We start from the raw sequence: 24,736 nt of genomic DNA, 5'->3' as shown, positions 1-24,736 counted from the left end.
CGTGCAGAAGCGGGGCTGGGCCTTGCTGCGGCTTTGTATGATAGCGCTATCAGTCTTTATGGCAAGCAGGAAGAGCTCGTCCGCCGAGGTAACAGCGCTACTGCAGGTCTGGGGGCTAATGGCCCACTATTGCGGATAGAGTTCAGCCAGGGCTGGCGGGGTTTGTGTTCGAGGGCTGCTGCCATTAAGTGCCTTTAATCCCGCTAGCAGCCGCTCAGCATTGACCGCAGTCGTGGCTTTTGATGCTGTATCAGGCGCGGTATCAGGTGCGTTGCTTGATGCGTTTTCGGGTGCAAAAAGGGCGCGGTCAAGCGCCGCCAGTTCGGTTTGCAGGCTGGTATCGCCCAGCGCGGCGATGCGCGCAAGACTCGGTGGCAGCTTACCTGTGAGCTGACAGGCATCTGCCCAGTCGAGGATTGCCTGGCGGATTTGTGACGGACTGCCGTGCCGACAGGCATGCTGCATTTGCCGTTCGGCGAGCTGTCGGTTGGCTGTGTCATTTGTGCTAACGGCGGGCAATGCTGGCATAACGGGGCGCCGGCGCGCGCGCCACCATGCCAGGGCCAGCAGGCCACTAAGACCGGCCCAGGCCAGATTGCTCCAGAGGAGCAGGGGATACGCATCTGAGCTGTCCGCCATTGAGGCCTTGAGCGGTGCCTGCAGGGCGCTTGTATCCTTTGTGGCAGGTGTGTTGGCATTGGTCGCTGCGCTCTGCGCCGTTACGTGGGCCTGAGCCGCGGGTGAGGGGCTGCCCTGGCGCGGCGGTAATACGGTGAGGGTAATGGGCTCACTGCGCGCTTCGCTGAACGTGCCGCTACGGCTGTTCCACCAGCGTATCCGGGTGCCCGGCAGAGTCAGGGTGCCGGCTTGGGTGGGAACCAGGCCGACGCGCTGTGTCCGGCTGATCTGCAGGCCATCGGCGCCGACCTGCTGCTGATCATCGACGGGCTCCGGGTACAGCCGCACGCCATCAAGTGCAGGCGGCGTCAGGCCCGGCAGTCGTGCAGGATCAGCACCTTCGGCTTCCAGGCTCAGATTTAGGGTGACAGGCTCACCAGCGTAGACAGAGGTAGCGCCGGTTTCTAGCCATTGTTTCAGCTTGATGCTGTCGGCTGCCAGCCAGTCAGCGCCAGCACTGTCCGGTGGCGCTGCGACCTCGATCTGCTGCGCTTGGGTACGCAGTCGCACCGTCTGGCCGCGGTTACGGTCGAACACGGAGCGCGAGGCGCCCTCGATGGCGGTGAGCATCTGGGCCGGCAGATCCAGGGTACCGGGTTGCTGGGCAAACAGGGCATAGTTCTTTTCGTACACCAGATAGGGGCGGCCGTTGAGGCTGCGTTGGTACTGACGATCCTCCAGCTCTATCAGCCGGGCGCCCTCGACGGTGAGCGGGGTGATCTGGAGTTCAGACAAGCCGACTGCGCTATTGAGTCTTAGCCGTATACGCAGTTGCTGACCTGGATAGAGAGTTTCGGGTTGCAGGTCGCGCTCCAGAAAATAGTCAGCATCCTGGGTATTGGCACTGAGCTGGGGCTCGGTCACCCGCACCAGCAGCGCCTCGCTACGTGCGCCCTGTAATTGGAAGGCGGGAATCTGAATCTGGCCCAGCTGTTTGGGTGCCAGGCTGTATTGCCACTGGGTAAAGGCGCTGGTCTTGCCGTTGATGGAGCGCAGTTGGCGACTCTGGCTGCGACCCAACACCTCGAAGAAGGGCTCCAGGGAACTGATATCCGGCTCGGCGCGGGTGTCGCGGGAATCAAAGCGCAGGCTCAGGGTGAGGGTTTCATCCAGCGCCAACTGGGTGCGATCGACGCTGGCACTGAGGCTTTCGGCGTGCAGCAAGGCGCTGCTCAGCGCCAGCACCAGGCCTAAGCACAGGCTAATGAATGTGGTCACCGTGCGTGACGGCGGGATGATGCTTACCATCGGGTTTCCTCAGGTGGTGTCCAGCGGCCCTGGCGATAGGCCTCCAGCTTTTGCTGATATTCATATTCAAACTTGCGCCTTAACAATCCGCCGGGATCATCCGGCAGCTGGCGCAGCCAGCGCTCAAGTTCCTGCGAGCGTTGGGGTGATGGCTCTGTGCCCGTCGCTACCTCGTTCTGGTCATCGCCCGGCGCTTGCTTGGCGTTTTTGTTGGTTTCGCTGCCGGTTGCCTTGTCGGCGTTTGCCTCCGGCTGATCGGTGCTGTTCTGGTCGTGCTTGGACGAGCCCTTGTCTGTCGGGTTATCTGCTTCTGATTCCGGCGTTGATTCAGAGCCGCCATCCTGCGGCTGGCTATCTGCCTGCGGGTCGCTGTCACCTTGCTGCGACTCGTTGCCCGGCTGCTGGGCGCCACTCTGGTTATCTTGTTGTTCCTGGCCTTGCTGCGGATTCTGGCTCTGATCCTGATTGTCGTCCTGGTTCTGGTCGGACTGGGAGCTTTGTTGTTGCCCCTGCTCTTGCTTTTGAAGCAGTTGCTCCACCAAATCGCGATTGGCCTGGGCATCGGCCAGCTGCGGATTACGTTGCAGCGCCTGCTTATAGGCGTCGAGCGCTTCCTTGAGCTGACCGCCCTGGGCCAGGGCATTGCCGAGGTTATAGTGATTGGCGGCGCTGTCCTGCTGCGCTATAGCATCACGGAAACTGTCGCTGGCACCACTGAAATCGCCGCTGCGATAACGAGCGCTGCCTAGCCAGGCAGGGTCGCGGAAGTGGCCTGCGGCCTGATCGAACTGCTGCGCCTGGAATTGTGCGGCACCTTGCTGATCCGCCGTGCTCCAGAGACCACGCCATAGATCGCGTGAAATTTCGGCAATACCTGCGTCCGTTGCTTGCGCAGCGCCGGTGGTATTGGCCGTGGAATTCCCTGTTGAGGGAGACGTTTCAGCGGCAACGGCAGGCAGAGGCGCCAGGCTGGGGGTGATCAGGCAGACCAGCAGCAGGCTCAGCAGCCAACCGCGACGAAAGGCGAGGGCGGCCACCGGCAGCAGGAGTAGCACCAGCCAGGGGCCGGCCTCACGCCATTGATCGAAGGACTGCCCCAGGGGTAGCTGCCCCTGCTGTGCACTGACGATGCGGGGCTGGGCAAACTGGGCCGAGAAGTCGTCGAGCTCGCTGGCGCTGCTGCTTAGTGCACGGTAGATGCCGCCACTGTCGCGGGCCAGTCGAATCAATGGCTGGGCGTCGAGTTTGGCCAGAATCATGCGCCCTGCGCTATCGCGGGCGAAGCTGCCATCATCACTAGGAATCGGCGCCCCCTCCGGGGTACCAACACCCAGTATCGACAGGCGCAGGCCGCTGGCCTGCAGCTGGGCTGCTACCGCATCGGCGGCCGCAGGAGTAACTCCGTCTGTAATCAGCAATAGCTGACCATCGCCGTGGCCGCTTTCGTTGAGCAACGCAAGCGCCCGTTCCACTGCGGCTTCGACCTGGCTGCCGCGTATCGGCATGATGTCCGGTGACAGCGTGGGGGCCAGTGCCAGCAGTGTCTGGCGGTCCTGGCTCAGGGGGCTGACCAGATGGGCATCGCCGGCGTAGACCACCAGTGCGGTGAGTCCTTCCTGGCGGGCGCGCAGAAGATCGATCATTCGCAGGCGTGCCTGCATCAGACGCGAGGGCTTTAGATCCTGGGCCAGCATTGAGGGCGAGAGGTCGAGAATCACCACCAGTGAGGCCTGGGGCTGGTACACCGGCTGCGGCAGCTGTTCCCAACTAGGACCCGCCAGCGCAACTGTGGCTGTTAACCAGGCGGCGCCCAGAGCCAGCAATGGAGCACGGCGCTGCTGGCCGGGCTGCTGTTCCAGCAGCGGTTGCAACAGGCTGGCGGGGATCAGCCGTTGCCAGCCGCTGCCCAGGGCTTGCTGTTGCCACAACCGATAGCCGAGCAGAGCGACGGGAACAAGTAACAGCAACCATAGTGGGCGCAGAAAGTGGAAGGCCTCGATCATGATTGTGCCTCCCGCACACTGGCTGCTTTCGACTGCCAAAGGCGTTGCAGTGCCCACAGCAGCGAGAGCCCCAGCGCCAGCCCCAGGGGCCAGTGAAACAGCGCCTGCTGGGGGCGTACCAGTTGTTCTTCCTGCTGGCTCGGTTCCAGCCGGTCGAGCTCGGCGTATACCTGGGTCAGCTGTTCTGGGTCCCTGGCGCGGAAGTATTGCCCGCCTGTAGTCTCGGCCACCTGGGTCAGCAGCCTTTCATCAAGATCGGCGGAGGGATTGACCCGTCGGGTACCAAAGAAACTCTGTACCAGCATTTCATCAGCGCCTATGCCCAGGGTGTGAATGCGGATGCCTTCTTTGGCCGCCACCTGGGCGGCTTCCAGCGGTTGCACCTGGCCCGCGGTGTTGGCGCCGTCAGTGAGCAGAATCAGTACCCGGCTTTGTTGTGCACGGTCGGTCAGGCGTTTGACTGCCAGGCCAATGGCATCGCCGATGGCGGTTTTTTCGCCGGCAAAGCCGATGCGCGATTCATTGAGTAGCTGCACCAGGGCCTGGCTGTCGAAGGTCAGGGGCACCTGTATATAGGCGCGGGTGCCGAACAGAATCAGCCCCAGGCGATCACCCTGACGCCGTTCCACGAACTGGCCCAGTACCTGCTTGACCACCGTCAGGCGATCGAGCAACTGGCCGTCCTGGGGCATGTCCTGGGTGCCCATGCTGCCGGAGATATCCACCGCCAGCAGTAGGTCGCGCCCGCTGGGGGCGACCGGCAGAGGATCGCCGAGCCACTGTGGGCGTGCGGCGGACAGCAGCAACGCCAGCCAGATCAGGCTCAACAGCGCCAGTCGCAGGCGCAGGGAGCCTGGGATACGAGCGGAATTTACGCCATCGCTGCGCTGCAACTGGTCGAAAAAGGGTACCTGCAGGGCCGCCTGCTGACGCCGCGCAGGGTGGGCAAAACGGTAGATCAGCCAGGGCAGCGGGGCCAGTAACAGCAGCCAGGGCCAGTCGAGGCTCAGCATGACCACCTCCGTTTGTGTTTTCGGATCCAGTCGCGTGCCAGCTGCTCTACGGCTGCCGTGTCGAAGTCGATCACGGCCTGGTAGGGTCCGCGCACCAGGGCGTCGCCGGCACTGCCGTTAAAGGCATCAAGACCGCTGCTGTCGATCAGACACTGGCGCCAGGCATTATCGGTCAATCCGGCCAGTGGCTGATACGGGTAGGCGCTAAGGGCAGTACGGCGCAACAGCTGGGCGACCTGGGTTAGATAGCGCTGACGGTTGTTGTCCTGCTGTAGCTGCAGCTGATAGGCGCTGAGCAGCTTGAGCGCGGCGCGTCTGTAAGCGTTGTGTTGCCAGCGCCGCCATAGCCACAGGCCGGCCCAGACCAGCCCGCCCAGCAGCAGGGCTGCGAGCAGCCACCAGCCCGGCGCCGGTGGCCAGAAGCCGACCTCGGCCGGCAGCTGCAAATCGCGCAACTGTTCCAGCGACGGCGGGCCTGCGGGTATGGGTGCAGCAGCGGGGCTGACCTGGGGCGTAGTGTTCATGCGCGCCCCCGTGCGCCGCTGCGCTGGCCGTAGAGTTGTTGCAGCAGGGTCAGCGGTGAGGTTTCGGTGCTGAGATGATGCAGCGGGATTGCCAGCCGGGTGCAGAGCGCGCGCAGGCGCTGATCCCGTTGGGCCAATTGTTCGCCCGCTTGGTTCAGATCGCGCACCGCAGCGCGCTGCTGGCCGTTGCCAATCCAGAGGTCATCGTTGTCAGGCAGCCCATACTCCAGCGGGTCGCTAATCAGAAACAGGGTCAGGTCGCTGTGGCGGGCTAGCTGGTAGAAGCGCTGTTCACTGGCGTCGTCCAGATCGTGGAAGTCACTGGCGATATAGACGGCGGTGCCGGGGTGGCTGGTGTGCAGCAGTTTGTCGAGCAGCTGGCTCAGGGGCGCAGGTGTTTCTGCGGGACAGGGCGTGGTCAGGCGATGGCTGAAGGCATCCAGTTGTTGCAGCAGCTCCAGCACGCTGTGGCGGCTGCGGCGCGGCCGTACATCGCGGTGTTCCTGATCGCCAAATACCAGTCCGCCGACGCGGTCGCGCCCGGCCAGAGCGATCCAGCCAAGGGTGCCGATAAGGGCGCTGGCCAGCACCGCCTTGTAGCAATGGCGGCTGCCGAAGAACATCGGCGAGCGCAGGTCGGCGGCCAGCAGCACCGGCCGTTCGCGCTCTTCGCGGTAGACCCGGGTGTGGGGTGCCTGACGCCTGGCGGTGACACGCCAGTCGATGCTGCGGATATCATCACCGGCCTGGTAGGCGCGCACCTGATCAAAATCGATGCCGCGCCCGCGCTGGTGAGTGCGCCATTCGCCAGCCAGGGTGCTGCTGCTGTGGCGTCGGGCACTGAGGCTCAGACGGGCGGCGAAGCGGTGCAGCGCCACCAGTTGATCGAGCCGGGTGTAGGCGCCCTCGAGTGAAAACTGATCGGTAGTTTTATCGATTGGATAACTCATGCTGCAGCTCCGCTCAGGCCACCGGTACTCGCTCCAGCAAACGGGAGATGACCGCGTCGCTGCTCTGGCCGTTGGCTTCGGCCTCGAAACTGAGCAGCAGGCGGTGGCGCAAGACGTCGTGGGCGATTGCCTGGACATTGTCGGGGCTGACGTAATCCTGCCCCTGCAGCCAGGCATGGGCGCGGGCACAGCGTTCCAGCGCTATGGTGGCGCGCGGGCTGGCGCCATAGTCGATCCAGCGCGCCAGGTCAGGCGCATGCTGTTGCGGGTCACGGCTGGCCATCACCAGCTCGACCATGTAGTGCTCCACGGCTTCAGACAGGTGCAGACTCTGAACCTCGGCGCGGGCGGCGAACAGACTTGCCTGAGTAAGGCGGGCGGGAGGCTCTGCCACCTCGGCGCTGATTTCCTGGCGCGCCAGCCGCAGTATCGCAAGCTCTGCTTCACGATCCGGGTAGCCCACGTTTACCTGCATCAGAAAGCGGTCGAGCTGAGCTTCGGGAAGCGGGTAGGTGCCTTCCTGTTCGATGGGATTCTGGGTTGCCATCACCAGGAACAGTTCGGGTAGCGGATAGCTTTGCTGACCAATGCTGATTTGGCGTTCCGCCATGGCCTCAAGTAGCGCCGACTGTACCTTGGCCGGGGCGCGGTTGATTTCATCCGCCAGCACAAGGTTATGGAACAGCGGCCCTGGCTGGAATTCGAAGCTATGGGTCTCGGGTCTATAGATATCACTGCCGGTGATATCGGCGGGCAGCAGGTCGGGGGTGAACTGCACCCGGTGAAAGTCCGCTTGCAGCGCCAGGGACAGTGTCTTGATGGCCTTGGTCTTGGCCAGCCCAGGCGCGCCTTCTACTAACAGGTGGCCATCGGCCAGCAGGGCGATCAGTAGCCGCTCAATCAGACTGTGCTGGCCAATGATCTGGGATTGCAGCCATTGTTGCAGGCTCTGAAACTGAAGAAGTGGTGTCATGGTGTTGGCGATTCCCTGCACAGCGCAATGGTAAGGCTCTATCTGGTGTTAAATCAGCAAATTTCAAGGGCTTGGGACTCTACTGCGGGATTCTGGTTCCGTTGCTGAGGGGAAAAAATCAAGGGCAGACGGGCCATCGGCCTGGGGTGAACGCATAAACAAACCCAGGGCGCTATGACGATGAGGGGTAAGAATCAACTCGGTTGGTCAGGGGCCGTTAACTTAGCAGTTTTAATCAGCAGCCTTAATCAAGAGTCCCATTCGTAGAAGGATTCGCAAATTGTTGCGCGCAGGCCTCGCGGACGCATTCACGCAGCCAGCGATGGGCCGGATCCGCATGCATGCGCGGGTGCCAGAGCAGTGACACCGTGACTTCTGGTGGCGGGAATGGCAGCGCAAAGCTATGCAGGGCCGCTCGCCAGGAGTGCGTGGTTATTTCGGGTACTGTCGCAATAAGGTTCGAGCTGCGGGCCAGCGCGAGCGCCGCCGAATAGCCGCCCACCATGATCACTATCCTGCGTTCCAGCCCCAGCAATTCAAGGGCTGCATCCACAGGCCCCCGGTCGATGCCCCGCCGTGATACTGCAATATGGTCGCAGGCGGCATAACGGGCGGCGGTAAGCTTGCCTGTGCTTAGTGGGTGGCCTGGTTGTACGACGCCGATAAAGCGATCCCGATAGAGGCCCAGGGTACGGATCTCCGGTCCCAGGGTTTTGCCCACAACGCCCGTTTCCAGATCCACGACCCCGTCGCGCAGCGACGCACTGTTCCTGTCGGGTTTGGGCACAAAGCGCAGTCGCACCCCGGGCGCTTGCGAGCTGACGCGGGCGATAAGGTTCGGGCCAAAAGTCTCCACAAAACCTTCGCCGGTTCTCAGGGTAAATGTCCGCACCAGCTGTTTGAGATCGAGCGCCGCCTGGGGGCGCAGAACGGCCTCTGCCTCGTCAATCAGCTGGCTTACCTGAGCACGCAGTTCAAGTGCTCGGGGTGTAGGCACGAGCCCGCGCCCGGCCCTGACCAGCAGCGGGTCTCCCGTTGCCTGGCGCAACCGCGCCAGCGCCCGACTCATGGCCGACGGGCTGAGCCCTAAGCGTTGTGCGGCGCGGACTACACTGCCTTCACAAAGCAGTGCATTAAGAGTGACAAGCAAATTGAAATCGGGGGTCTGCATTCGCAAACCATAGCACGGGTCCTCTGGTCTGACATGGCGTTGGATGCACTTATTAAGTGTAAGGGGTGCGTGTACCGCACTGAAAGGCGAGGGGATATATTCAGGGTGAGTTGAATGTAGCAGCGAGAAGACGGATACCAGCATGAAACGAAACATCACAGATGCAGTCCCGGACCTGACTCAAACCCCCGAGCTGACAGAGCGGGGCCGCTGGGCGCTCGCCAGCCTTGCACTTTCGATGCTGCTGGCCTCCCTGGGCGTAAGCATCGCCAATATTGCCTTGCCCACCCTGGTCGAGGTGTTCAGCGCCTCCTTCCAGCAGGTGCAATGGGTCATCATCGGCTATCTGCTTGCCATCACCGTTATGATCGTGAGTGTTGGGCGCCTGGGCGATATTCTGGGTCATCGTCGGGTTCTGCTCGCGGGTATTAGCCTGTTCACGCTGGCATCAATTATGTGCGGCACAGCGTCTACGCTGGGGTTACTCATCCTTGCCCGCGCGTTGCAGGGTCTGGGCGCGGCTATCCTGATGGCGCTGACCCTGGCCCTTGTGCGAGAGATCACGCCCAAGGACAGAACCGGTAGTGCCATGGGGCTGCTCGGCACCATGTCGGCCATTGGCACCGCGCTTGGGCCTTCGCTGGGAGGCCTACTGCTTGCAGGCCCCGGCTGGCGTGCCATCTTTCTGATCCTGGTGCCGCTGGGCATGCTGAATATTCTGCTGGCGTACCGCTACCTGCCAGCTTCGGGACGCAAAGGCGGAGCTGAGCGTAAAGGCTTCGACACTGTGGGAACGCTGCTGCTTGGCCTCACGCTTGCGACCTATGCACTGGCCGTGACAGCTGGGGGCGGTGATTTCAATTCGCTTAACCTGGCCCTGTTGCTGGCCGCGACCCTGGTAGCGAGCCTCTTCGTGCTGGCGCAGACGAGGGTGGCATCTCCCCTGATTCCAATGGCAGCGCTGCGCAACGTGGTATTGAGCACAAGCCTGGCCCTGAACGTGCTGGTCGCGAATGTGATGATGGCGACGCTGGTGGTCGGGCCTTTTTATCTGTCGCGGGCGCTCGGGCTCAGTGACCTGATTGTTGGCATCGTTATGTCGATGGGCCCCATCATCTCCGCACTAAGCGGTGTCCCTGCCGGCCATCTGGTCGACCGCTTGGGTGCACCATTCATGGCCATCGCAGGACTGGTCGCCATGGCGGCAGGTGCCTTTGGACTGTCTGCACTGCCCGCGATCTTCGGTGTTGCTGGTTATCTGGCTGCGATGGCTATCCTGACCCCCGGTTATCAGCTGTTTCAGGCGGCAAACAATACTGCCGTCATGCTGGAGGTAAGCGCAGACCAGCGCGGTGTAATCTCCGGTCTACTGAGCCTGTCGCGCAATATCGGACTTATCACCGGTGCCGCCGTCATGGGAGCGCTATTTGCGTTCGCGTCTATGACGACCGACATTACAACCGCTAGTGCGCAGGCCATTGCGGGTGGCATGCAGGTCACCTTCGCTGTTGCCGGCCTGTTGATGGTTGTTGCCCTTGGTATCGGGGCCATCAGTCGGGTGCTGGTTAAACGTGCTTCGGTACGCCGTCATGATTAATCACGTCACCTGGCTTTGACCGTTTATACAAAAAAGCATAAGGAAATGCTGGGATTAGACACAAAGGCCCCGAGGCTATGATACAAATGTGGGGCGCCCTATTTGTATTTATTAACCCGGCGGGTTGATACATGAAGCAGGGATGCTTCATCATTGGCCGCAGGCCAATGTGAACGCCATCTCTTCGCCCCCAAGAAGGCCAGTAAGTCCATCCACTTGCGCCCATTCTTTTAAGCTAAAGAGGTCGGGCGTGACGGAAAATACGGAGGGAACCTATTTGTTCACCGGGTTAATAGTGCAGGTGTCAGTAATCGACGGACACAGGCGGGTTTCATCCAATAAGGTGCTTGAATGATGCTTAAGGTTATTGGTGCAGGTTTTGGGCGTACCGGCACGGACTCGATGCGCGAGGCGCTCGACATCCTTGGGGTTGGGCCTTGTCACCATATGTATGAGGTGAATGCGCAAGAGCAGCAAAAATTGATGTGGCGCGCACTTGTACAGGGTGCGATACCAGACTGGAACCGGTTGTTCGCAGGATATGGCAGCTGCGTCGACTGGCCGTCGGCGTACTACTGGAGGGAGCTGGCTGAATTTTATCCGCAGGCCAAAGTCGTGCTGACCTGCCGGACAGCCGAGACTTGGTGGCAGAGCTTTGAGAAGACTATCCTGGGTGGCATCCAGATGAGTTCGGACCCGGAGTCACTTGGGCTTGCGCTGGTACGTGACAAGGTTTTTGGCGGTCGACCGGATGATCGTGCCCATGCGATTGCGACCTACGAGGAAAACATCAAGGCGGTGAAGGCGACCATAGCGTCGGAGCGGCTGCTCGTCCACAATCTGGGGGACGGTTGGGAGCCGCTCTGTGCGTTCCTGCGCTTGCCTGTGCCTGAGCAGCCGTATCCGAACCGAAACAACACCCAGGATTTCCAGGATGCGATTCTGAAAAGTGCTGCGCCAGGAAAGTCCCAGTGATTATGGCGTCCTTTCAGGTGGGAGGCGGAGTCTGTAGCGGATCTCAACAACATTTATTGGTCGGTACGCGGTCACCTGAAAGTTATTCGCTTTTCGCACTAAACGAACCAAAACCGACTAAATTTAATTGTTAGATCAGGAATGAAAATATTTACAAGGATGAAGGGACATGAATGAAACATATCATCTAATATATGCCAGTGAGGCCGTAAGAGATTTTAGTCAGGAGGAAATGTTTGAGTTGTTATCAAAAGCCAGAGAATTCAATCATAAATTGAATGTAAGCGGGATGCTTCTTTATGATAGGGGTTCTTTTTTTCAAATTCTTGAAGGAGAAAAGACTCAGATTCAAGAGTTGTTTTCTAAAATATCAAAAGATAAAAGACATCGCAATATAGTAAGAATAATTTTTGAAGCCATACCTGAAAAAGACTTCGCTGACTGGAGCATGGGATATGCACCCTTATCAAAGAGTGAGCTTAACCAAATCGAAGGAATGAACGACTTCTTCGAAGGTCAATCCTGCTTGCACAATATTGATGCTGGACGGTCATTAAAATTACTCAAGGCGTTCACTAAAGGAAGGTGGAGATTGAGTTAGAAAGGGTTCATTATCATTCAGTTAATTATTTTTAGGGATATGCTTAATGTTTGAGGAAATGGAGTTCACACATGCCTTTCAGCCTATTGTAAGTATAGAGAAAGGCGAAATAATTTCTTACGAAGTTTTGTTAAGAGGGATTAATAACGAACCGCCATTTTCTGTATTCAATAAAGTAAAAAAGAAAGACCTGATCAATTTTGATCAATACAATCGTGAGAAAGCATTAACTTTTGCCGCGCGATTAGGGCTAAACTGTTCTATAAATTTAAATTTTACACCAGGCTCGGTTCTGTTTGATGGCGGATCGAATGTCTTGAAGACTATATTTAAAGCAAAAGAGCTTGGCTTTTCTTCCAAACAATTGGTTATTGAGATCACCGAAAACGAATTCATTACTAGTTTAGATGTACTGTCAGATGTGTTGAATAAAATTCGTAAAGAAAAAGTAGTTATTGCTATCGATGATTTCGGGGCAGGCTATGCTGGGTTAAATATGCTCGCGGATATACAGCCAGATATTATAAAAATTGATATGTCATTACTTCGAAATATAAATGAAAATGGTCCGCGGCAGTCAATCGTCAGGGCTTTGGATAATGTATGTCTGGATTTGGGTATTGATATCTTGGCTGAAGGTGTTGAAACAGAAGCTGAATTTAATTGGTTGAAAAATATTGGAATAGATATTTATCAAGGCTATTATTTTGCAAAGCCCGCATTTGAGTGTTTGCTAACGAAGGATGAGTTGATATTTAAACCGGCATTAATGGTCTGACAAAAAAAGTGCGGGTGGACTCTAATGTTTACGGACTCCAGCGTTCACTTTTGTTAATAAATGCTGTTGTTAGGCAAGGCAAGGCAAGGAGCACCTGTGATGTTAGTGACCGCATTGAATTCTCTGATCATTGGCGTATTGGTTAGCGCCATCTACGGAATCTTTCTATCGCACAGGGAAGACAGCATTCGAGGGTTCCTGAAAAATCTTGGCAACAAACAGAGTGAATATAGAGCAAGCACGTTAGTTGAGGCTCCTATCGATGCCGTATGGGGCGAACTCAACAGGTTCGAATGCTGGCATTTTTGGATGTTTGGCTTCACGTTTTATGAGCCGGTCACGGGGCCGCTGAAGGTGGGTTCGAAGATTCGCACAGCAAAAGGCGCAGAGAAAGAAGTCAAGATGCTGAGCCAACCCACCCATCTGCAAATTTGCGAGCATGAATTTATTTTGCTCTCAACTGGGCGTGACGAGCCACAAGAGCAAACGCACTTCACGTACATCTACGCGGTTTCCCACAGCAACCTGCTGGCCAAGATGCTTCATATGCTGAGCGATGGTCTGCTGCGGGTATTCACAGACTCTGGTGCAGGCAATCTTGCGGCTGCCAGAGCCGAAGCGTTTAAACATCGTTTTCGCGATGTATAAATATTGCTGAAATATCACTTCTTGGCGGGCGCTTTGGTCGGGTGGCGATAAGTCTGCAAATTGCATCATGTGGTGGTACGCAGCTATGGCGGTATGGCCGCAGAAGGGATGCAATTGCCTGGTAGAGAAGTTGATGCGCATAGGTAACAGCTCAGCGCAATGACATGGGAGACTTCATGGACCTTTGGTCTGCAGTGCCGGTGGACGCTACAAGGCGGTTAGATGGCCGGGGTTGCGCCTCGCTGGCGCGTTATTTTTTGCGCGCGCGGGCGGCCTGCAAGGTAAGAAGTGCACATCCATGTGCTAATCGGCGTCGATACAGTCCCTGCATCGACCTTTCATGCCTGATCGCACACTGACGCCAGTACTCGCCGGCATACGGCCATGGATGGCCGGTAGCCAGAAAATGCAGGAGCAATTTTCTGCTCAGAAGGGGGAATGAAAGCCGTTCTGCTATCCCGGTGGTGCGAATTGCACTGTGGGCCGGTACGCAGTCATGACGAATCACGAATCACGAATGGCCATGATTTGCGTAGATGTTACTCAAACTGGCGCCAAATGCTGGTGGGTTGCACCAGCTTTCGGTGCTTTTGATTCTTTCATCTAGCCCCTCGCCCCTCGCACCTCGCACCTCGCACCTCGCACCTCGCACCTCGAACGCTGCGCCTTTTCCCTTCCAACCAGAGTCTGTTGTGGGCATGATGACTGACACTCATGGAGTTCGATCACAAGAGGTAGCGTCTTTTGCTGGAACTAAAAACAGTCAGTCTTTTCTTCGCTACAGCATTGGCTGAAATTGTTGGTTGTTACTTGCCCTATCTCTGGTTGCGTGAAGGTAAATCAATCTGGCTATTGGTTCCCGCGGCCCTATGCCTGGCGGCTTTTGCCTGGTTGCTTTCGCTGCATCCGCAAGCTGCCGGTCGTGTGTATGCCGCCTATGGTGGTGTCTATATTTTCATGGCCATTTTATGGTTGTGGGTGGTCGATGGCATTCGGCCAACAACCTGGGATTTTGTTGGTTCAGGTGTGGCACTTGTGGGGATGGCCATCATCATGTTTGCCCCGCGCAGCGCATAACATGACCACAAACTTGCGTTCAAAGACAGCCCAAGGCCTTGCCGCCGGCGCTTAACGTGATTACCCAAGAGCATATCTATGACTGACTCCCTGGCTATTGCGCTACACAGCGACCTTCACCTGGAACTGCAGGGCTGGCCCAAGGGCATGATGGCGAGCCATATACCGGGTACCAGAGAGTATCCGGATGTGATTGTTCTGGCGGGTGACATTGCCAATCTCATGGAGGTTGGTGATTACCTGCAGGAGCTGTCCGAGGGGTTTCCAGCCGCGCATATCCTCTATGTTCCTGGCAACCACGAAGGCTATGGGATTGCCGATGTCCAGGCTGCGGAGTTGGCATTGAAGTTAAGGTTCGTCAACCACCCCCGCATCCATGTGCTGCAGATGGGCTCGGTCGTGATCGGAGGCGTTCGATTCCTGGGCTGCACCCTGTGGAGCAGCTTTCTGGGCAATGGTCAGGCGCGCCAGGCCATTGCCCGTTTGCGGGCGCAAAAAACGATTGAAGACTTTCGTGTAATCGGTTACCAAAAGCGGGTGTTTACGGCTGATGATTGCCAGGTTCTGAGTGAACAGCATCAGGCCTGGCTGGCGCAGGAGCTGGCGACCCCATTCAATGGGAAGACCGTGACTGTGACCCATTTCGCGCCCAGCATGTCGCTGGCCAACCGTCGTTTTGACCCCAGTGACCTGACACCCTATTTCAACCAGGACCTGGATCAGCTGATTCACCAATATGCCCCTGATCTGTGGTGTTACGGCCATACCCACGACAATTTCGATATCGAGATAGGTGCAACGCGCGTGATCAGCAATCAGCGGGGTTACGGGAACGAGTGTGCCCACAGCTATAACGCGAATCTGCTGGTCTTTGTCTGACTGAAATGCAAGCCATAAGCTATAAGACGTAAGCCGTAAGCCGTACGAGAGCGTGCTGGTGGTGGGATGAGATACTGGTTTGCGTAGGGTGCCAATGAGCCTGCGAATTGCACCATTTGGTGGTATGCCACCTCTCGGTACAGTTCACCCTCATAGGTAACAGTTCAATTCAATAACATGGGTAACAGTTTTTGGAGACTTATCGGGTCTAAGCCTCGGAAACGCTGTGGTTACGGACGCTGCGCGGCTATCTGATAGTTTGAGTTTCGCCTGTTGGCGACATACTTTCTTTGCTCGTGCAAAGAAAGTATGCAAAGAAAGCACGCCCCCGAAGAAGCCTTTCCGCTGCGCTCTGAACTCATTCGACGGGCTCCGCCGACGGTACATCCATGTACCGCGTCGCAGGCGCAACAGTCCCTGTTGCACCCCTGCGGGCCTGATCGTCGAATGACCTCAGTGCTCGCCGGCTTCACAAGGGGTTCAAGAGCCGTTCTGTAAGCTTGGCAGCGGGCAACGGGCAACGGCTTGGCAGGGTGCCAATAATCCTGCGAATTGCACCGAGCGGCGGTGCACCGCCATGTCGGATGTTGAGTCGTTGAGTTTGTATTTCGCCTCTCGGCGCCCACTTTCCTTGTTATGCGACAAGGACTTGCTACAAGGTGACGTGTGCAAAGAAAGGCGCCCCCAATGAAGCCTTCTTGCTGCGCTCTGACGCCTTTGTGCGGGCGCCGGCCTTCAAGGTGGGGAGTCGGCACATCCTGTGCCTAATCTGCGGCTCGACAGTCCCTGTCTTCGCCTCTGCGGGCCTGGTCGCACACTGACGCCAGTGCTCGCCGGCATACGGCCATGGATGGCCGGTAGCCAGAAAATGCAGGAGCAATTTTCTGCTCATAAGGGGGAATATAAGCCGTTCTGATGTATTTGTGTGCTGATCCGGTTTGGAAGGGGATCGAAGCCGCTCTGTTATTCCGGTGGTGCTGAATAGCACCGTGGGCCGGTACTCTCTCATGGTGAATCACCAATCATCTTTCTCCTTGAGCCTTGCGGCTGATTTCGGCATGATACTGGAAGCACCGACGGAGCAATGGTGCCTGATTTTGATCGTCAATAACGCAATCGTCAGCTGAGCAACGGAAGCCAGGCTGGGTGAATTCTCTCCATGTTTCCTATACTTCTGTTCTCCTGACTCGGCCTGTGGCCATATCGCAGGTGGTATTCCGTTACAGGAAGGGCGGTAGCGTGGTTTTTTATACGCTTTGGGTTCTCTGACTGGATAAACAGCCTTGCAGGCCAGTATCTTGACATGTGGCCAAAAATATAAAAATACTTCTTTAAAATCAAAAAATTACGTCGAGGCATAAAATGTGGGTATGCGACCTAGCAGCCTGTAGGGCTTGGCGGGTCGTAGCGAGAGAAAGTCTGTTTTAAGGCAGTTTTTGAGCTCTTTTGAGACAAATAGTGGTTCTATTTAACAGAAAAGAGCGCGAATCATGCTGGCTGGCTTTGCGCCCATTTTTGACGAAAATTTATCAGGAAATACTGGCCTCAGGCAAATAGGTCTCCGAGGCTACGATACAAATGTTATGTGCTTTAATTCCCGAGGATAAAATGACCAAGGAAACTGAAGATAAACCACATAATGAAGTACGAATCGAGCGTCTGTATGACTACACGAAGTTTCATGTCGGACTGTACGCAAGCCTGGTGTTCGGCGTAATCGCTTTAATTGGTATTGGTCAAGGCGAGGTACTAGATGATCAATTCGTCGTAGGGCTAGCAGCGGTATCGGTTTTGAGCTGGGTAATATCCGGAATTGCAGGAGGGGTTATCCTTGGAACTCTCGTCGAACTAGACTGCAGCTTAGAATATTTTCAAAAGAACCTTTGGGGCCCATTTGGCAGGTTTCGCATGCTCGGAAAATATTGGGAGAATCTAGAGCATCTATCTTTTTGGGTGGGTGTATTGGCTGCAGTCAGTTCATTTTCTAAAGCACTAAGTGTGCTTCTTTGCTAGTTCCGATTTGTGGAAATGTTTATCGGCGCACATAACAAATTCTTGCAGCGGACCCAGCAAAGCTGGGCCGTTGAAGAAAGGCGTTAGTGCGTCAAGCGAAGCTTGATGCATCTTGCAGGGTGGAAGTCCCTGTCGGGTAAGGTTTAACCAGCCACCCGTATCGAGTGTTGCGCCTGAGGCGGAGCAGTTTCATGTCGAGGCTGCGAACAAGACAGGTGAAGCGTACACAGAGAATCATGTAGGCCACAGGGGATTCCGTGTTCCTGACGTGCTGGCATCGCTCCAGTAATAATGGTCTGGTTGACGAGGCTTGTAACGCAGTCGAAGTCCATGCAAAACAACCGTATCAGGTGAGGTGTGGCGAACCAGCAGGGTTCTTAAGCCGTGGCATGCATGAAGAGATGGATCAGGAACTTGAGAGATCCACGATTGCCCCCAGGGACCAGGGCAAACGAATGAACGTTTTTTGCACAGCGCAGCGCGGATCTTACTTCTCTATTGCAACCGACTAGCCCGGCTGGTATTCAGAGAATTTCCATCATAGGTCAGGCGCGAATACCCTATCAAAGCGTTCTCTGCTCAGCCATCTCCAAGAGATTGAAGACCCTCGACAAAGCGCAAAACAGTCGCCACAGGGCAGGGGTATAGGCATCGATGGTCTTGGGGCGTTTGCCCTGCAGGCTGAGGGCGGTGACATGGCGTTGATACAGGACATCGGTGCGTTGTTGATCGATACTGTTGATGGTATGACTCCTGAGGTGGCAGGCACCCGACAGTGGGTGCCCTTCAGAAGTATTTATGAGTTCGCTGGGGATGGGGCGGTATCGCCAGCTGCCGCGCAGCGGCTTAGTTCAACAAGGCAAGCAACCCGACGCAGTAGGCGTGGGTTATTTTGGCGTTAGGTGGCAACAATGAGCAAGAAGCTTTTTTGGGTAGGCGGCGCCGTAGGAGCTTTAACTAATGCACTGTCTCTGGTTAAACTTGCAAACCATTTTCTGAACATTGGGTTCGAAGGAATCCCGAAGTTCATTATAGATAGCTACACAAGTTTTGTAGCCGATCTTAAATATTGGTTGATTGAATTCCCGTTCAATATCCACTTGTCGGATCTTACTGTTCATCTATTTATCGTATGGGCGCTTTTCGTTGGATCGAATTACCGGTTTCTCACGTACAAAGGCATTGGGGCTAATGAAGGCATAGGGGGTAGGCTATATACAGGCTTGGGTGACGTTGGTCGTGGAGAAAATTCAGCGAGACCGAGCGGTTTGATTATGTTTCTAAACTTGTTGCTGAGTTTCACTGGCCCTCTCTTTTTCGTCTTTGTGCTAACAATGTGGGTTTGTAATCGGCCAGGCCCGAGTGGCAGTGGTGGCTTGAGAGACTTTCTCATGATTGGTAATCGAAGCTACTCGAGGCGGCTTAGTCGTATTTACATGTTTATATTACTACTAAGCCCCGCGCTGGCTGCAGTGTTATTAGTTTGGGGCGCAGCGGGTAGCCTCGCCTGAAAAACGCATTACCCAAGCCACCTAACAAGTCAAGACAATAAGGACGCTTCGTGCTGACGCGCGCTTGCGCCCATTACCTAAGCGTTAAAACTCGGAGCACTTGAGATATGGAAGATAATTTAACCGGAGAGTGCCTATGTGGCACAGTAAAGTTCTCTGTAGAAAATAGATTCAAGGCTTTCTATCAATGTCATTGTAAACAGTGCCAGCAATTAACGGGCTCTGCGTTTGCATCTAATTTATTTACCGATCCTGACAACATCGAGTGGCTTAGTGGGCGAGACAGTGTCGCCAACTATGAACACCCTTCACGAGAGTTTTCAAAGTCCTTTTGTAAAGTATGTGGATCGGCAGTACCCTTCATAAACAAAACTAAAACGTCACTCATTGTGCCTGCTGGTTCACTAAATAAGCTGCCTGATATACAGCCGCAAGCCAATATTTTCACCGCTGAAGAAGCCTGTTGGCTCAAACAAGGCTTGCAAGCTGATAATTTCAATGGCTTCCCAGAGTAGTTTTTAACAAGGAAAGCAAGCGGACGGTTTCACCGCCGTTTCTTTTGGCGTTAGTGCGTCAAGCGAAACTTGATGTATCTTGCAGGGTGAAAGTCCCTGTCGGGTAAGGTTTAACCGGCCACCCGTATCGCGTGTTGCGCCTGTGGCGGAGCAGTTTTTTTTGAGACTGCGAGCAAGACCGGTCAAACGTATACAGAGAATTATGTAGGCTACAGGGGATTCGTGTCCCTCAAGTGCTGGTTGCTCGTTGGGTCTCTCGTGTTGCGGGTCGCCAGGCATCCTACTACTCTCAGTAAATGGAGATCTGTTTGGTTGGCTGCTAGTGGCCATGTACTGCCAGGGCTCAGGGTGTGAGGGTTTCAATATGTTGGATAGCATTTTAGCGAATCTTAATTCCTTGCTGAAAGAGTATCCTTTGGCCGGAATATTTGTTGCTTTGATTATTACGGCTGTCTATGAGTCATTAAAATGGGTTTTTAAATGGGCTCTTTACCGATTAAATACACTCACTGGTAAGTGGGTTCTGGTTATCTTTGACAGTAATACCCAGAATGTATCCAAGGTAGATCTTTATCGTTTCCGCCAGATTGGAAATACAATTAAAGGGGATATACGTCGACTGTATGCAGGGCCTGCAGCGTCTGAAGTTGGTCGAAAATACACAATGACGGGGTTTAGCGACGCTTCAAAAATGTTTTTTAGTTTCTGGCCGAAAAGAAATGATACCGCCAGTTGGGGTACATGCAATCTGGTAAAGGTCGATGATAGGTATTTTGTTGGGTATTATAATCGGCCGGTGAAAGAAGACGGAACCTTGCAGAATGAAAATACGCTGGAAGTACGGCTTTGCCGTTCATACTCCATGATTGAGGACTTGACGAAAGGATTGCCGTCCAAGGACATAGACGACGCCAAGCGCTGGATACGCTAGGTGTCGAGAGTCGAAGTTGCAGGAAGTGATTGAGCCATATGTTTTATCAATGCTCAGGCGGGCCCTTGCTGCGCAATTATGGGCGCCGCACGAACAAGCTCCATAGACAGATTCAGACCGTTACCCGGGCTTGCCGAGACAGAGTGATTGTGGATGCTCAGGTTGCCTGCGGCACTGAATTGAAGCTGTGGATCGGCAATGTCGTATTGCAGCAGGTGGCTGCCAAATGCGCCTTCCTGCGCCAGCAGAAGATCGCCGGCGTACTCACTCAGGGTCAGGCCCGCTCGGGTAAGGATACTTGTTTCGCCTACCTGGGCGCCGACGATAAGTTTCAGGTTAAGTTGCCGCGCTTTATCAATTAGAGCGATGCTGCGACTCAGGCCGCCGAGCTTCGAGGCACGCAGGTTTAACCAGAAATGATCACTGGCCGCGTGCAGTGAATCCAGTTGCTCTATGCGCACCAGGCTTTCGTCGAGAATGATCAGCGTCTCCAGGGAATCAGCCAGGGTGATCAGGCTGGCGATGTCATTAGCTTGCAGCGGCTCCTCGATGGCGACAAAACCGAAGGCCAGGCTGTGCAGGTATGCGCTGGCCGTTTTGGCGTCCTGCCACAGGTTGTTAGCATCGGCGCGACAGTATCTGATTCCCGTCGCTTCCAGCATGTGGCATTTGGACTGATCCCGCGCCAGGTTGCCGGACAGTTTTATTTTGTAATCCCTGAAATTCAGCGCCTGGTAGCGGCGCAGCGTTGCTTCGAAGCTGGCCGGTGACTGGTCGCCCACCACCGCTGTGTACTGGTGTGGCCGTTGTAACTCGGGCAACCCCAGCAGTGCTTCCAGGGATTTTTTTTGTAGCCGTCCAATCAGGTCGAGCACTGCAAGTTCCAGCGCACACCAGGCAGCCGGTGATGCATCTATGACCTGCTTGTGTTCCAGCGCCCACTGCAAGAGGGCAGGCACATCGTTAACCGTTCCAATAATGTCTCTGGCATGGGCCTCGAAAAATCGGCGCACCGATTCGATGGATTCACCGGTAACGTAATTGCGTGGGCAACATTCGCCAACGCCCACCAGGCCTGCCGGGGACTTGGCGATAACCAGTACCGATTCGGTTTCAGCCCGTGATGCACTGGCGTGGCGAAAGGCGGTGGTGAAGGGAATCCGCAAATCCCGCAGTTCTAGTGTGCTAATCAGTGTCATCTAAAGGCCTCAGGAATGGCTGCAGGGGAAAGGGTTTTGGCAACTCGCCCAGCAGCAGCCTGGGTTTGAACTGTGTCTCGCGCTGCCCGCAGGCCAGCGCAGCACGCTTGTACGCCTCGCCTGCTGCATCTGCAAGGTGAATGACTCTGGGCGGCAGAAGCCTGTGGCTGCCCCGTTTGGCGGCATACTCGATATTGAGCGCGCTTAATTGTCGGTCGATCTCCTGCGCCAGGTCGATGGTGGTTTCGTCTTCTGAGCCTGTTATGCCGTCTGTGCCTTCTATGCCCTCAACGTAAATATCGTATCGGGCGGCCTCCAGGTTGGCGACAAAGAGGTAAAAGGCAGGTTCTAAGCTGCGGCTGTGTCCTGCTCTGTGCATGGCTTCGATCACCTGATCCTCCGCAAGCTTTTCCCCCGTGATGTTGGTCACCCCGGCGCCTTTGCGCATAAATTTTAGTAGCGGCGTGGCACCGTAGTAGCCGGTTACGCGCAGCACATCATTCATGAAGTAGCGATAGAGTCCGTTGGCGGTGGTCACAATGATGTAGTAATCGATGCCCTCGCTGAGTTGATCGATGAGCAGAGTGTCTTTTTGTCCTGAATCCCATTTGCCCACCTCGGCAAACTCAAAAAATACTGACTTCAGCACCGGTAGTCCTGGGTCACCGGTGTTCGGTACCAGTGTGGTACCGCGGCATTCGGATGCGGCATACCCCAGATCAGTTACCCGCACATCAGCCGGCATTAAGGGCATCAGTTTGCCCAGGGTGATGCCGCAACTGCCGCCTGTCCAGGTGGCGAGCAGGGCAACTTTCGGCCAGAGCCTGGCGAACGACAGTTGATCGTCCGCGACCAGTTCGAGGAATTCAGCCGCCCGCTGTGGATTCGCAGGAACACTGAGCACATCATCGGGCAAAGGCGCGTTTTTATTTGCAAGTATCTCGCGTGCATCCCCGGTGACCAGAGCTCTGGCGATGCACTGGGCATTGTCTTTCAGCACCCGTAACAGCTGGAGCAATGAGCTTGGATTGGCGGCGGTGATACAGGTGATGTTGCGATCTGCCAATGCCAGCAGTGCTATGGTCCGGCTGCGAAGGTCGTAGTCATCAATTTCAAAGATACTGGGTTTGAGCACTGAATATGCCCGCAATCGCGCGGGCAGGCGATCGAACAGAATACCCGTCATGGCGCCAAAGGGCTGGCCATTGGTCAGGGTGCCTTCCCGGGCTGCACCGGTGAATGACAACAGTGAGCCGGTGAACGCAGCCGGCACCATGGTCCAGGCAGTGGCAAGGTATTGGCATTGCAGCATTCGCAATGCCAACAGACCTGAGCGGGTTAACGGAATCTGCTTGGCTGATCCGGTGGTTGCACTGGTTCTGGCATAGCATTGGGGCTGGGCCTGGGTCAGTTCAGCGCGGCCCTCACGCAGGTGACGGTCTATATAGGGCCTTACTGCTTCATAGTTAATGATGGGCACGCGGTTACGAAAATCATCGATACTTTTGATGTCGGCGAATTGGTGCTCCCGGCCGTAACGACAATTCTGGTTCTGCTGCAGGATTTTTCGCAGTGTACGTTCCTGCGCGCGGCGCGGATGCCATTTGCGTGCGGCCCAGTCACGGCTGTTGTGCCAGTTCACCAGGCGTAACACCAGGGACATCAGCAGGCGCGGCAAGGAGCCACAAGTGGCAGATTTTGAAGTGAACGGCAGTCGCAGCAGGGTGCTGAAATCCTGTGCCGGGTGAGGGTTTGTCAGGCCAAGCCGGACCACACGCCGGTTATCCGGCAGGTAGCGGGTACCAAACACCATATCCCACAGGATCAGGTTGTTGCCAAAGTTATGCCCGGAAATCTCGGGGTTAGCCGAATGATGCCAGCGATGCAGCTCGGGACCACTGAAGATGTAATTCAGCGGGCCCAGACGTACGTCTACATTGCAGTGTTGCAGGAAGCCGTGGAGGGCGTAGAACACAAAATAGACTGAGATGACCTCGGTGCCAGCCCCAAGCAGAATAAGGGGGGATGTGTTGAGGAGTATTTGCAGTATTTTCTCCAGCGGATGGAAACGGCCCACGTTAAGAAAGTAGAGCCTGCGCGGGGAGTGATGAACCTGATGCAATTTCCATAACCAGGGCACGCGATGGGCTGCCCGGTGCAGCAGGTAGGCGTTGAAATCAGCGATCAACAGGAACAGCACCAACTGGGCCAGCAGCGGAGCCTCGGAAGGCCACAGGTGGGCGAATTCAGGTGCCATCGCCTGGATTGGGGTCACCAGCGTTAGCAGTACGGCAAAACCTGCCAATGGTGGCAGTACGACCTGCACCAGCGCCATGAACTGGCAGTCGGTTTTCAGTTCTTTTGCTGATGGCCACCAGATGCGGCGTGCCGGTACCAGCCACTCCATGGCGGCGATAAGCGCCGCGCCGCAGACAATGGGCACGAAGGTGGCAATATTTACCCCATAGCCAATGTTCAGCAACACCAGATGAGTCGCGATCCCAAGGCAGAGTGTGAGCGGAAACAGTAACAAAGCCACAAGTCGCCGACTTGTTTTGATCATGTTTTCGAACTCCTTGACGTTGAGCGCAGGTGAGTCATTCCCAGATAGAGCAGCCAGGTGGCCAGCAGCAGGTGAAAGAAGGTGGGAAGGGGTTTCCCGAACCAGGGGTGTAACGGAAGCCATATAAGCCCAACCATGGCGCGGATCAGCATCGCCACAAAATAGATGCCGCCTGTGGCCAGCAGAAAACGACCCAGCCTGGGCCGCTGCAGGCTAAGCCCGCACCGCAGCTGCCAGCTCACGCGCCCCATCACAATTAAAATCAACAGCTGACAGCTCAGTAAAAGCGGATAGCCGAGTACACCCGACTGCCAGCTGTCCCACCCTGGCAGTAGTGCATGGTCAATCACCAGGGACAGAGGCTGTGCAAGCACGCGCAGCGCAAACAGGCCCGTCAGTATTATCAGGGGCTGGGCGGCTCTGGCGTTCAGGAAGGTCTTGTGGGGGAGTGGCTGCATGCGGCCATTCTTGGCGAAGAGTAGTATTTACCGCAACAGGTATGGAAATAGTGGACGAATTCGCGCCAGCAAGTATCAATAAATGCTACTTGCCGCTGCTAGAAGTGCAGGGCTGAATGAAGCTTTCCATGGTGTTGTTCGTACAGGTACGAGTACAGAACTGGGAAGTGTGCTTTGGTGACTGTTGGCCGTGAGGTGTTGAGTGACTCCATGCGTTCAGGTGTATATCAATTTACGGATCCTGGCGGGTCACCGAAGACCCCGCATAGGAGGCTCGCCCCAGAGGGCGAAACCAGGATTATCCGACACCGGTAACACTTCCTGAGTCGGGCAATCTTGGAATGACGCGGTACAACCCCGTTCTTGGGTTACAACCCTTAGGGTTTTCACCCAACCTACAAATCCCCCGCAATATCGCTATCGGCTCAGTC

General features: G+C 55.9%; 21 protein-coding genes. 11 read left to right on the top strand and 10 right to left on the bottom strand.

Annotated features, from left to right (window positions below; genetic code table 11):
• Window positions 1-126: 126 nt before the first annotated feature.
• The 7 genes from MPRO_RS13915 to MPRO_RS13885 all read right to left on the bottom strand — a co-directional run bounded on the left by MPRO_RS13915 (window position 127) and on the right by MPRO_RS13885 (window position 8,560).
• A complete protein-coding gene (locus MPRO_RS13915) occupies window positions 127-1,926 on the bottom strand; it encodes a BatD family protein (protein ID WP_067293630.1) in 1,800 nt (599 codons plus the stop codon).
• The gene (locus tag MPRO_RS13910; protein ID WP_067293627.1) at window positions 1,920-3,929 is read right to left on the bottom strand and encodes a VWA domain-containing protein; all 2,010 of its coding nucleotides are present in this window, start codon (window positions 3,927-3,929) and stop codon (window positions 1,920-1,922) included. Before MPRO_RS13910 ends, MPRO_RS13915 begins: the two co-directional genes overlap by 7 nt.
• A complete protein-coding gene (locus MPRO_RS13905) occupies window positions 3,926-4,942 on the bottom strand; it encodes a vWA domain-containing protein (RefSeq protein ID WP_067293625.1) in 1,017 nt (338 codons plus the stop codon). Before MPRO_RS13905 ends, MPRO_RS13910 begins: the two co-directional genes overlap by 4 nt.
• A complete protein-coding gene (locus MPRO_RS13900) occupies window positions 4,936-5,466 on the bottom strand; it encodes a DUF4381 domain-containing protein (protein WP_067293622.1) in 531 nt (176 codons plus the stop codon). The genes MPRO_RS13905 and MPRO_RS13900 overlap by 7 nt, the downstream gene beginning before the upstream one ends.
• Complete coding sequence (locus tag MPRO_RS13895) at window positions 5,463-6,416, bottom strand: DUF58 domain-containing protein (RefSeq protein WP_067293620.1); 954 nt, start codon at window positions 6,414-6,416, stop codon at window positions 5,463-5,465. Before MPRO_RS13895 ends, MPRO_RS13900 begins: the two co-directional genes overlap by 4 nt.
• A 13-nt stretch (window positions 6,417-6,429) precedes the next feature.
• Window positions 6,430-7,389 carry an AAA family ATPase gene (locus MPRO_RS13890; RefSeq protein WP_067293616.1) on the bottom strand — a complete coding sequence of 320 codons (960 nt, stop codon included), beginning with the start codon at window positions 7,387-7,389 and terminating at the stop codon, window positions 6,430-6,432.
• Window positions 7,390-7,633: 244 nt separating this feature from the next.
• On the bottom strand, window positions 7,634-8,560 hold the full coding sequence (locus MPRO_RS13885) for a LysR family transcriptional regulator (RefSeq protein WP_067293613.1): 927 nt from the start codon (window positions 8,558-8,560) through the stop codon (window positions 7,634-7,636).
• Between the two features lie 142 nt (window positions 8,561-8,702).
• On the opposite strand from MPRO_RS13885, the gene MPRO_RS13880 reads away from it, so the two are divergent.
• The 11 genes from MPRO_RS13880 (at window position 8,703) to MPRO_RS13830 (ending at window position 20,085) form a co-directional block, all read left to right on the top strand.
• On the top strand, window positions 8,703-10,157 hold the full coding sequence (locus tag MPRO_RS13880) for an MFS transporter (protein WP_082708767.1): 1,455 nt from the start codon (window positions 8,703-8,705) through the stop codon (window positions 10,155-10,157).
• Between the two features lie 351 nt (window positions 10,158-10,508).
• Entirely contained in the window at window positions 10,509-11,132 is a 624-nt protein-coding gene (locus MPRO_RS13875) for a sulfotransferase family protein (RefSeq protein ID WP_067293610.1), read from the top strand.
• 169 nt (window positions 11,133-11,301) lie between these two features.
• Window positions 11,302-11,733, top strand: coding sequence for a BLUF domain-containing protein (locus MPRO_RS13870; protein ID WP_067293608.1), 432 nt, complete (start codon window positions 11,302-11,304; stop codon window positions 11,731-11,733).
• 46 nt (window positions 11,734-11,779) lie between these two features.
• Complete coding sequence (locus MPRO_RS13865) at window positions 11,780-12,511, top strand: EAL domain-containing protein (protein ID WP_067293605.1); 732 nt, start codon at window positions 11,780-11,782, stop codon at window positions 12,509-12,511.
• Between the two features lie 99 nt (window positions 12,512-12,610).
• Window positions 12,611-13,159 (top strand): SRPBCC family protein, encoded by a 549-nt coding sequence (locus tag MPRO_RS13860; RefSeq protein WP_067293602.1) that lies wholly within the window; start codon window positions 12,611-12,613, stop codon window positions 13,157-13,159.
• A gap of 744 nt (window positions 13,160-13,903) precedes the next feature.
• Window positions 13,904-14,236, top strand: coding sequence for a YnfA family protein (locus tag MPRO_RS13855; RefSeq protein ID WP_067293601.1), 333 nt, complete (start codon window positions 13,904-13,906; stop codon window positions 14,234-14,236).
• Between the two features lie 78 nt (window positions 14,237-14,314).
• Window positions 14,315-15,115: a metallophosphoesterase gene (locus MPRO_RS13850; protein WP_067293598.1), complete on the top strand. Its 801-nt coding sequence runs from the start codon at window positions 14,315-14,317 to the stop codon at window positions 15,113-15,115.
• A gap of 1,608 nt (window positions 15,116-16,723) precedes the next feature.
• On the top strand, window positions 16,724-17,128 hold the full coding sequence (locus MPRO_RS13840; protein ID WP_158651820.1) for a hypothetical protein: 405 nt from the start codon (window positions 16,724-16,726) through the stop codon (window positions 17,126-17,128).
• A gap of 911 nt (window positions 17,129-18,039) precedes the next feature.
• Complete coding sequence (locus tag MPRO_RS13835) at window positions 18,040-18,639, top strand: hypothetical protein (RefSeq protein ID WP_067293590.1); 600 nt, start codon at window positions 18,040-18,042, stop codon at window positions 18,637-18,639.
• Between the two features lie 107 nt (window positions 18,640-18,746).
• Window positions 18,747-19,154, top strand: a complete 408-nt coding sequence (locus MPRO_RS25090) for a GFA family protein (RefSeq protein ID WP_082708765.1) — start codon at window positions 18,747-18,749, stop codon at window positions 19,152-19,154.
• A gap of 364 nt (window positions 19,155-19,518) precedes the next feature.
• On the top strand, window positions 19,519-20,085 hold the full coding sequence (locus tag MPRO_RS13830) for a hypothetical protein (RefSeq protein ID WP_158651819.1): 567 nt from the start codon (window positions 19,519-19,521) through the stop codon (window positions 20,083-20,085).
• Between the two features lie 53 nt (window positions 20,086-20,138).
• Here MPRO_RS13830 and MPRO_RS13825 read toward each other — a convergent pair whose 3' ends face one another.
• Genes MPRO_RS13825 through MPRO_RS25835 form a run of 3 tightly spaced genes read right to left on the bottom strand, consistent with a single transcriptional unit; the run spans window position 20,139 to window position 24,305 of the window.
• Window positions 20,139-21,284 carry a mandelate racemase/muconate lactonizing enzyme family protein gene (locus MPRO_RS13825; RefSeq protein WP_067293585.1) on the bottom strand — a complete coding sequence of 382 codons (1,146 nt, stop codon included), beginning with the start codon at window positions 21,282-21,284 and terminating at the stop codon, window positions 20,139-20,141.
• The gene (locus MPRO_RS13820) at window positions 21,271-23,847 is read right to left on the bottom strand and encodes a GH3 family acyl-acid amido synthetase (protein ID WP_067293583.1); all 2,577 of its coding nucleotides are present in this window, start codon (window positions 23,845-23,847) and stop codon (window positions 21,271-21,273) included. The genes MPRO_RS13825 and MPRO_RS13820 overlap by 14 nt, the downstream gene beginning before the upstream one ends.
• Entirely contained in the window at window positions 23,844-24,305 is a 462-nt protein-coding gene (locus tag MPRO_RS25835; RefSeq protein WP_067293580.1) for a hypothetical protein, read from the bottom strand. The genes MPRO_RS13820 and MPRO_RS25835 overlap by 4 nt, the downstream gene beginning before the upstream one ends.
• Window positions 24,306-24,736: the final 431 nt, after the last annotated feature.

Source organism: Marinobacterium profundum (genome assembly GCF_001528745.1).
Classification (GTDB): Bacteria; Pseudomonadota; Gammaproteobacteria; order Pseudomonadales; family Balneatricaceae; genus Marinobacterium_A; species Marinobacterium_A profundum.
This window is presented reverse-complemented; position numbering and strand designations above follow the sequence as displayed.

Excerpts from the sequence above, each read along its gene's own strand:
- MPRO_RS13915 (WP_067293630.1), bottom strand. The coding sequence starts at position 1,926 with ATGGTAAGCATCATCCCGCCGTCACGCACGGTGACCACATTCATTAGC.
- MPRO_RS13910 (WP_067293627.1), bottom strand. The coding sequence starts at position 3,929 with ATGATCGAGGCCTTCCACTTTCTGCGCCCACTATGGTTGCTGTTACTT.
- MPRO_RS13905 (WP_067293625.1), bottom strand. The coding sequence starts at position 4,942 with ATGCTGAGCCTCGACTGGCCCTGGCTGCTGTTACTGGCCCCGCTGCCC.
- MPRO_RS13900 (WP_067293622.1), bottom strand. The coding sequence starts at position 5,466 with ATGAACACTACGCCCCAGGTCAGCCCCGCTGCTGCACCCATACCCGCA.
- MPRO_RS13895 (WP_067293620.1), bottom strand. The coding sequence starts at position 6,416 with ATGAGTTATCCAATCGATAAAACTACCGATCAGTTTTCACTCGAGGGC.
- MPRO_RS13890 (WP_067293616.1), bottom strand. The coding sequence starts at position 7,389 with ATGACACCACTTCTTCAGTTTCAGAGCCTGCAACAATGGCTGCAATCC.
- MPRO_RS13885 (WP_067293613.1), bottom strand. The coding sequence starts at position 8,560 with ATGCAGACCCCCGATTTCAATTTGCTTGTCACTCTTAATGCACTGCTT.
- MPRO_RS13880 (WP_082708767.1), top strand. The coding sequence starts at position 8,703 with ATGAAACGAAACATCACAGATGCAGTCCCGGACCTGACTCAAACCCCC.
- MPRO_RS13875 (WP_067293610.1), top strand. The coding sequence starts at position 10,509 with ATGATGCTTAAGGTTATTGGTGCAGGTTTTGGGCGTACCGGCACGGAC.
- MPRO_RS13870 (WP_067293608.1), top strand. The coding sequence starts at position 11,302 with ATGAATGAAACATATCATCTAATATATGCCAGTGAGGCCGTAAGAGAT.
- MPRO_RS13865 (WP_067293605.1), top strand. The coding sequence starts at position 11,780 with ATGTTTGAGGAAATGGAGTTCACACATGCCTTTCAGCCTATTGTAAGT.
- MPRO_RS13860 (WP_067293602.1), top strand. The coding sequence starts at position 12,611 with ATGTTAGTGACCGCATTGAATTCTCTGATCATTGGCGTATTGGTTAGC.
- MPRO_RS13850 (WP_067293598.1), top strand. The coding sequence starts at position 14,315 with ATGACTGACTCCCTGGCTATTGCGCTACACAGCGACCTTCACCTGGAA.
- MPRO_RS13840 (WP_158651820.1), top strand. The coding sequence starts at position 16,724 with ATGACCAAGGAAACTGAAGATAAACCACATAATGAAGTACGAATCGAG.
- MPRO_RS13835 (WP_067293590.1), top strand. The coding sequence starts at position 18,040 with ATGAGCAAGAAGCTTTTTTGGGTAGGCGGCGCCGTAGGAGCTTTAACT.
- MPRO_RS25090 (WP_082708765.1), top strand. The coding sequence starts at position 18,747 with ATGGAAGATAATTTAACCGGAGAGTGCCTATGTGGCACAGTAAAGTTC.
- MPRO_RS13830 (WP_158651819.1), top strand. The coding sequence starts at position 19,519 with ATGTTGGATAGCATTTTAGCGAATCTTAATTCCTTGCTGAAAGAGTAT.
- MPRO_RS13825 (WP_067293585.1), bottom strand. The coding sequence starts at position 21,284 with ATGACACTGATTAGCACACTAGAACTGCGGGATTTGCGGATTCCCTTC.
- MPRO_RS13820 (WP_067293583.1), bottom strand. The coding sequence starts at position 23,847 with ATGATCAAAACAAGTCGGCGACTTGTGGCTTTGTTACTGTTTCCGCTC.
- MPRO_RS25835 (WP_067293580.1), bottom strand. The coding sequence starts at position 24,305 with ATGCAGCCACTCCCCCACAAGACCTTCCTGAACGCCAGAGCCGCCCAG.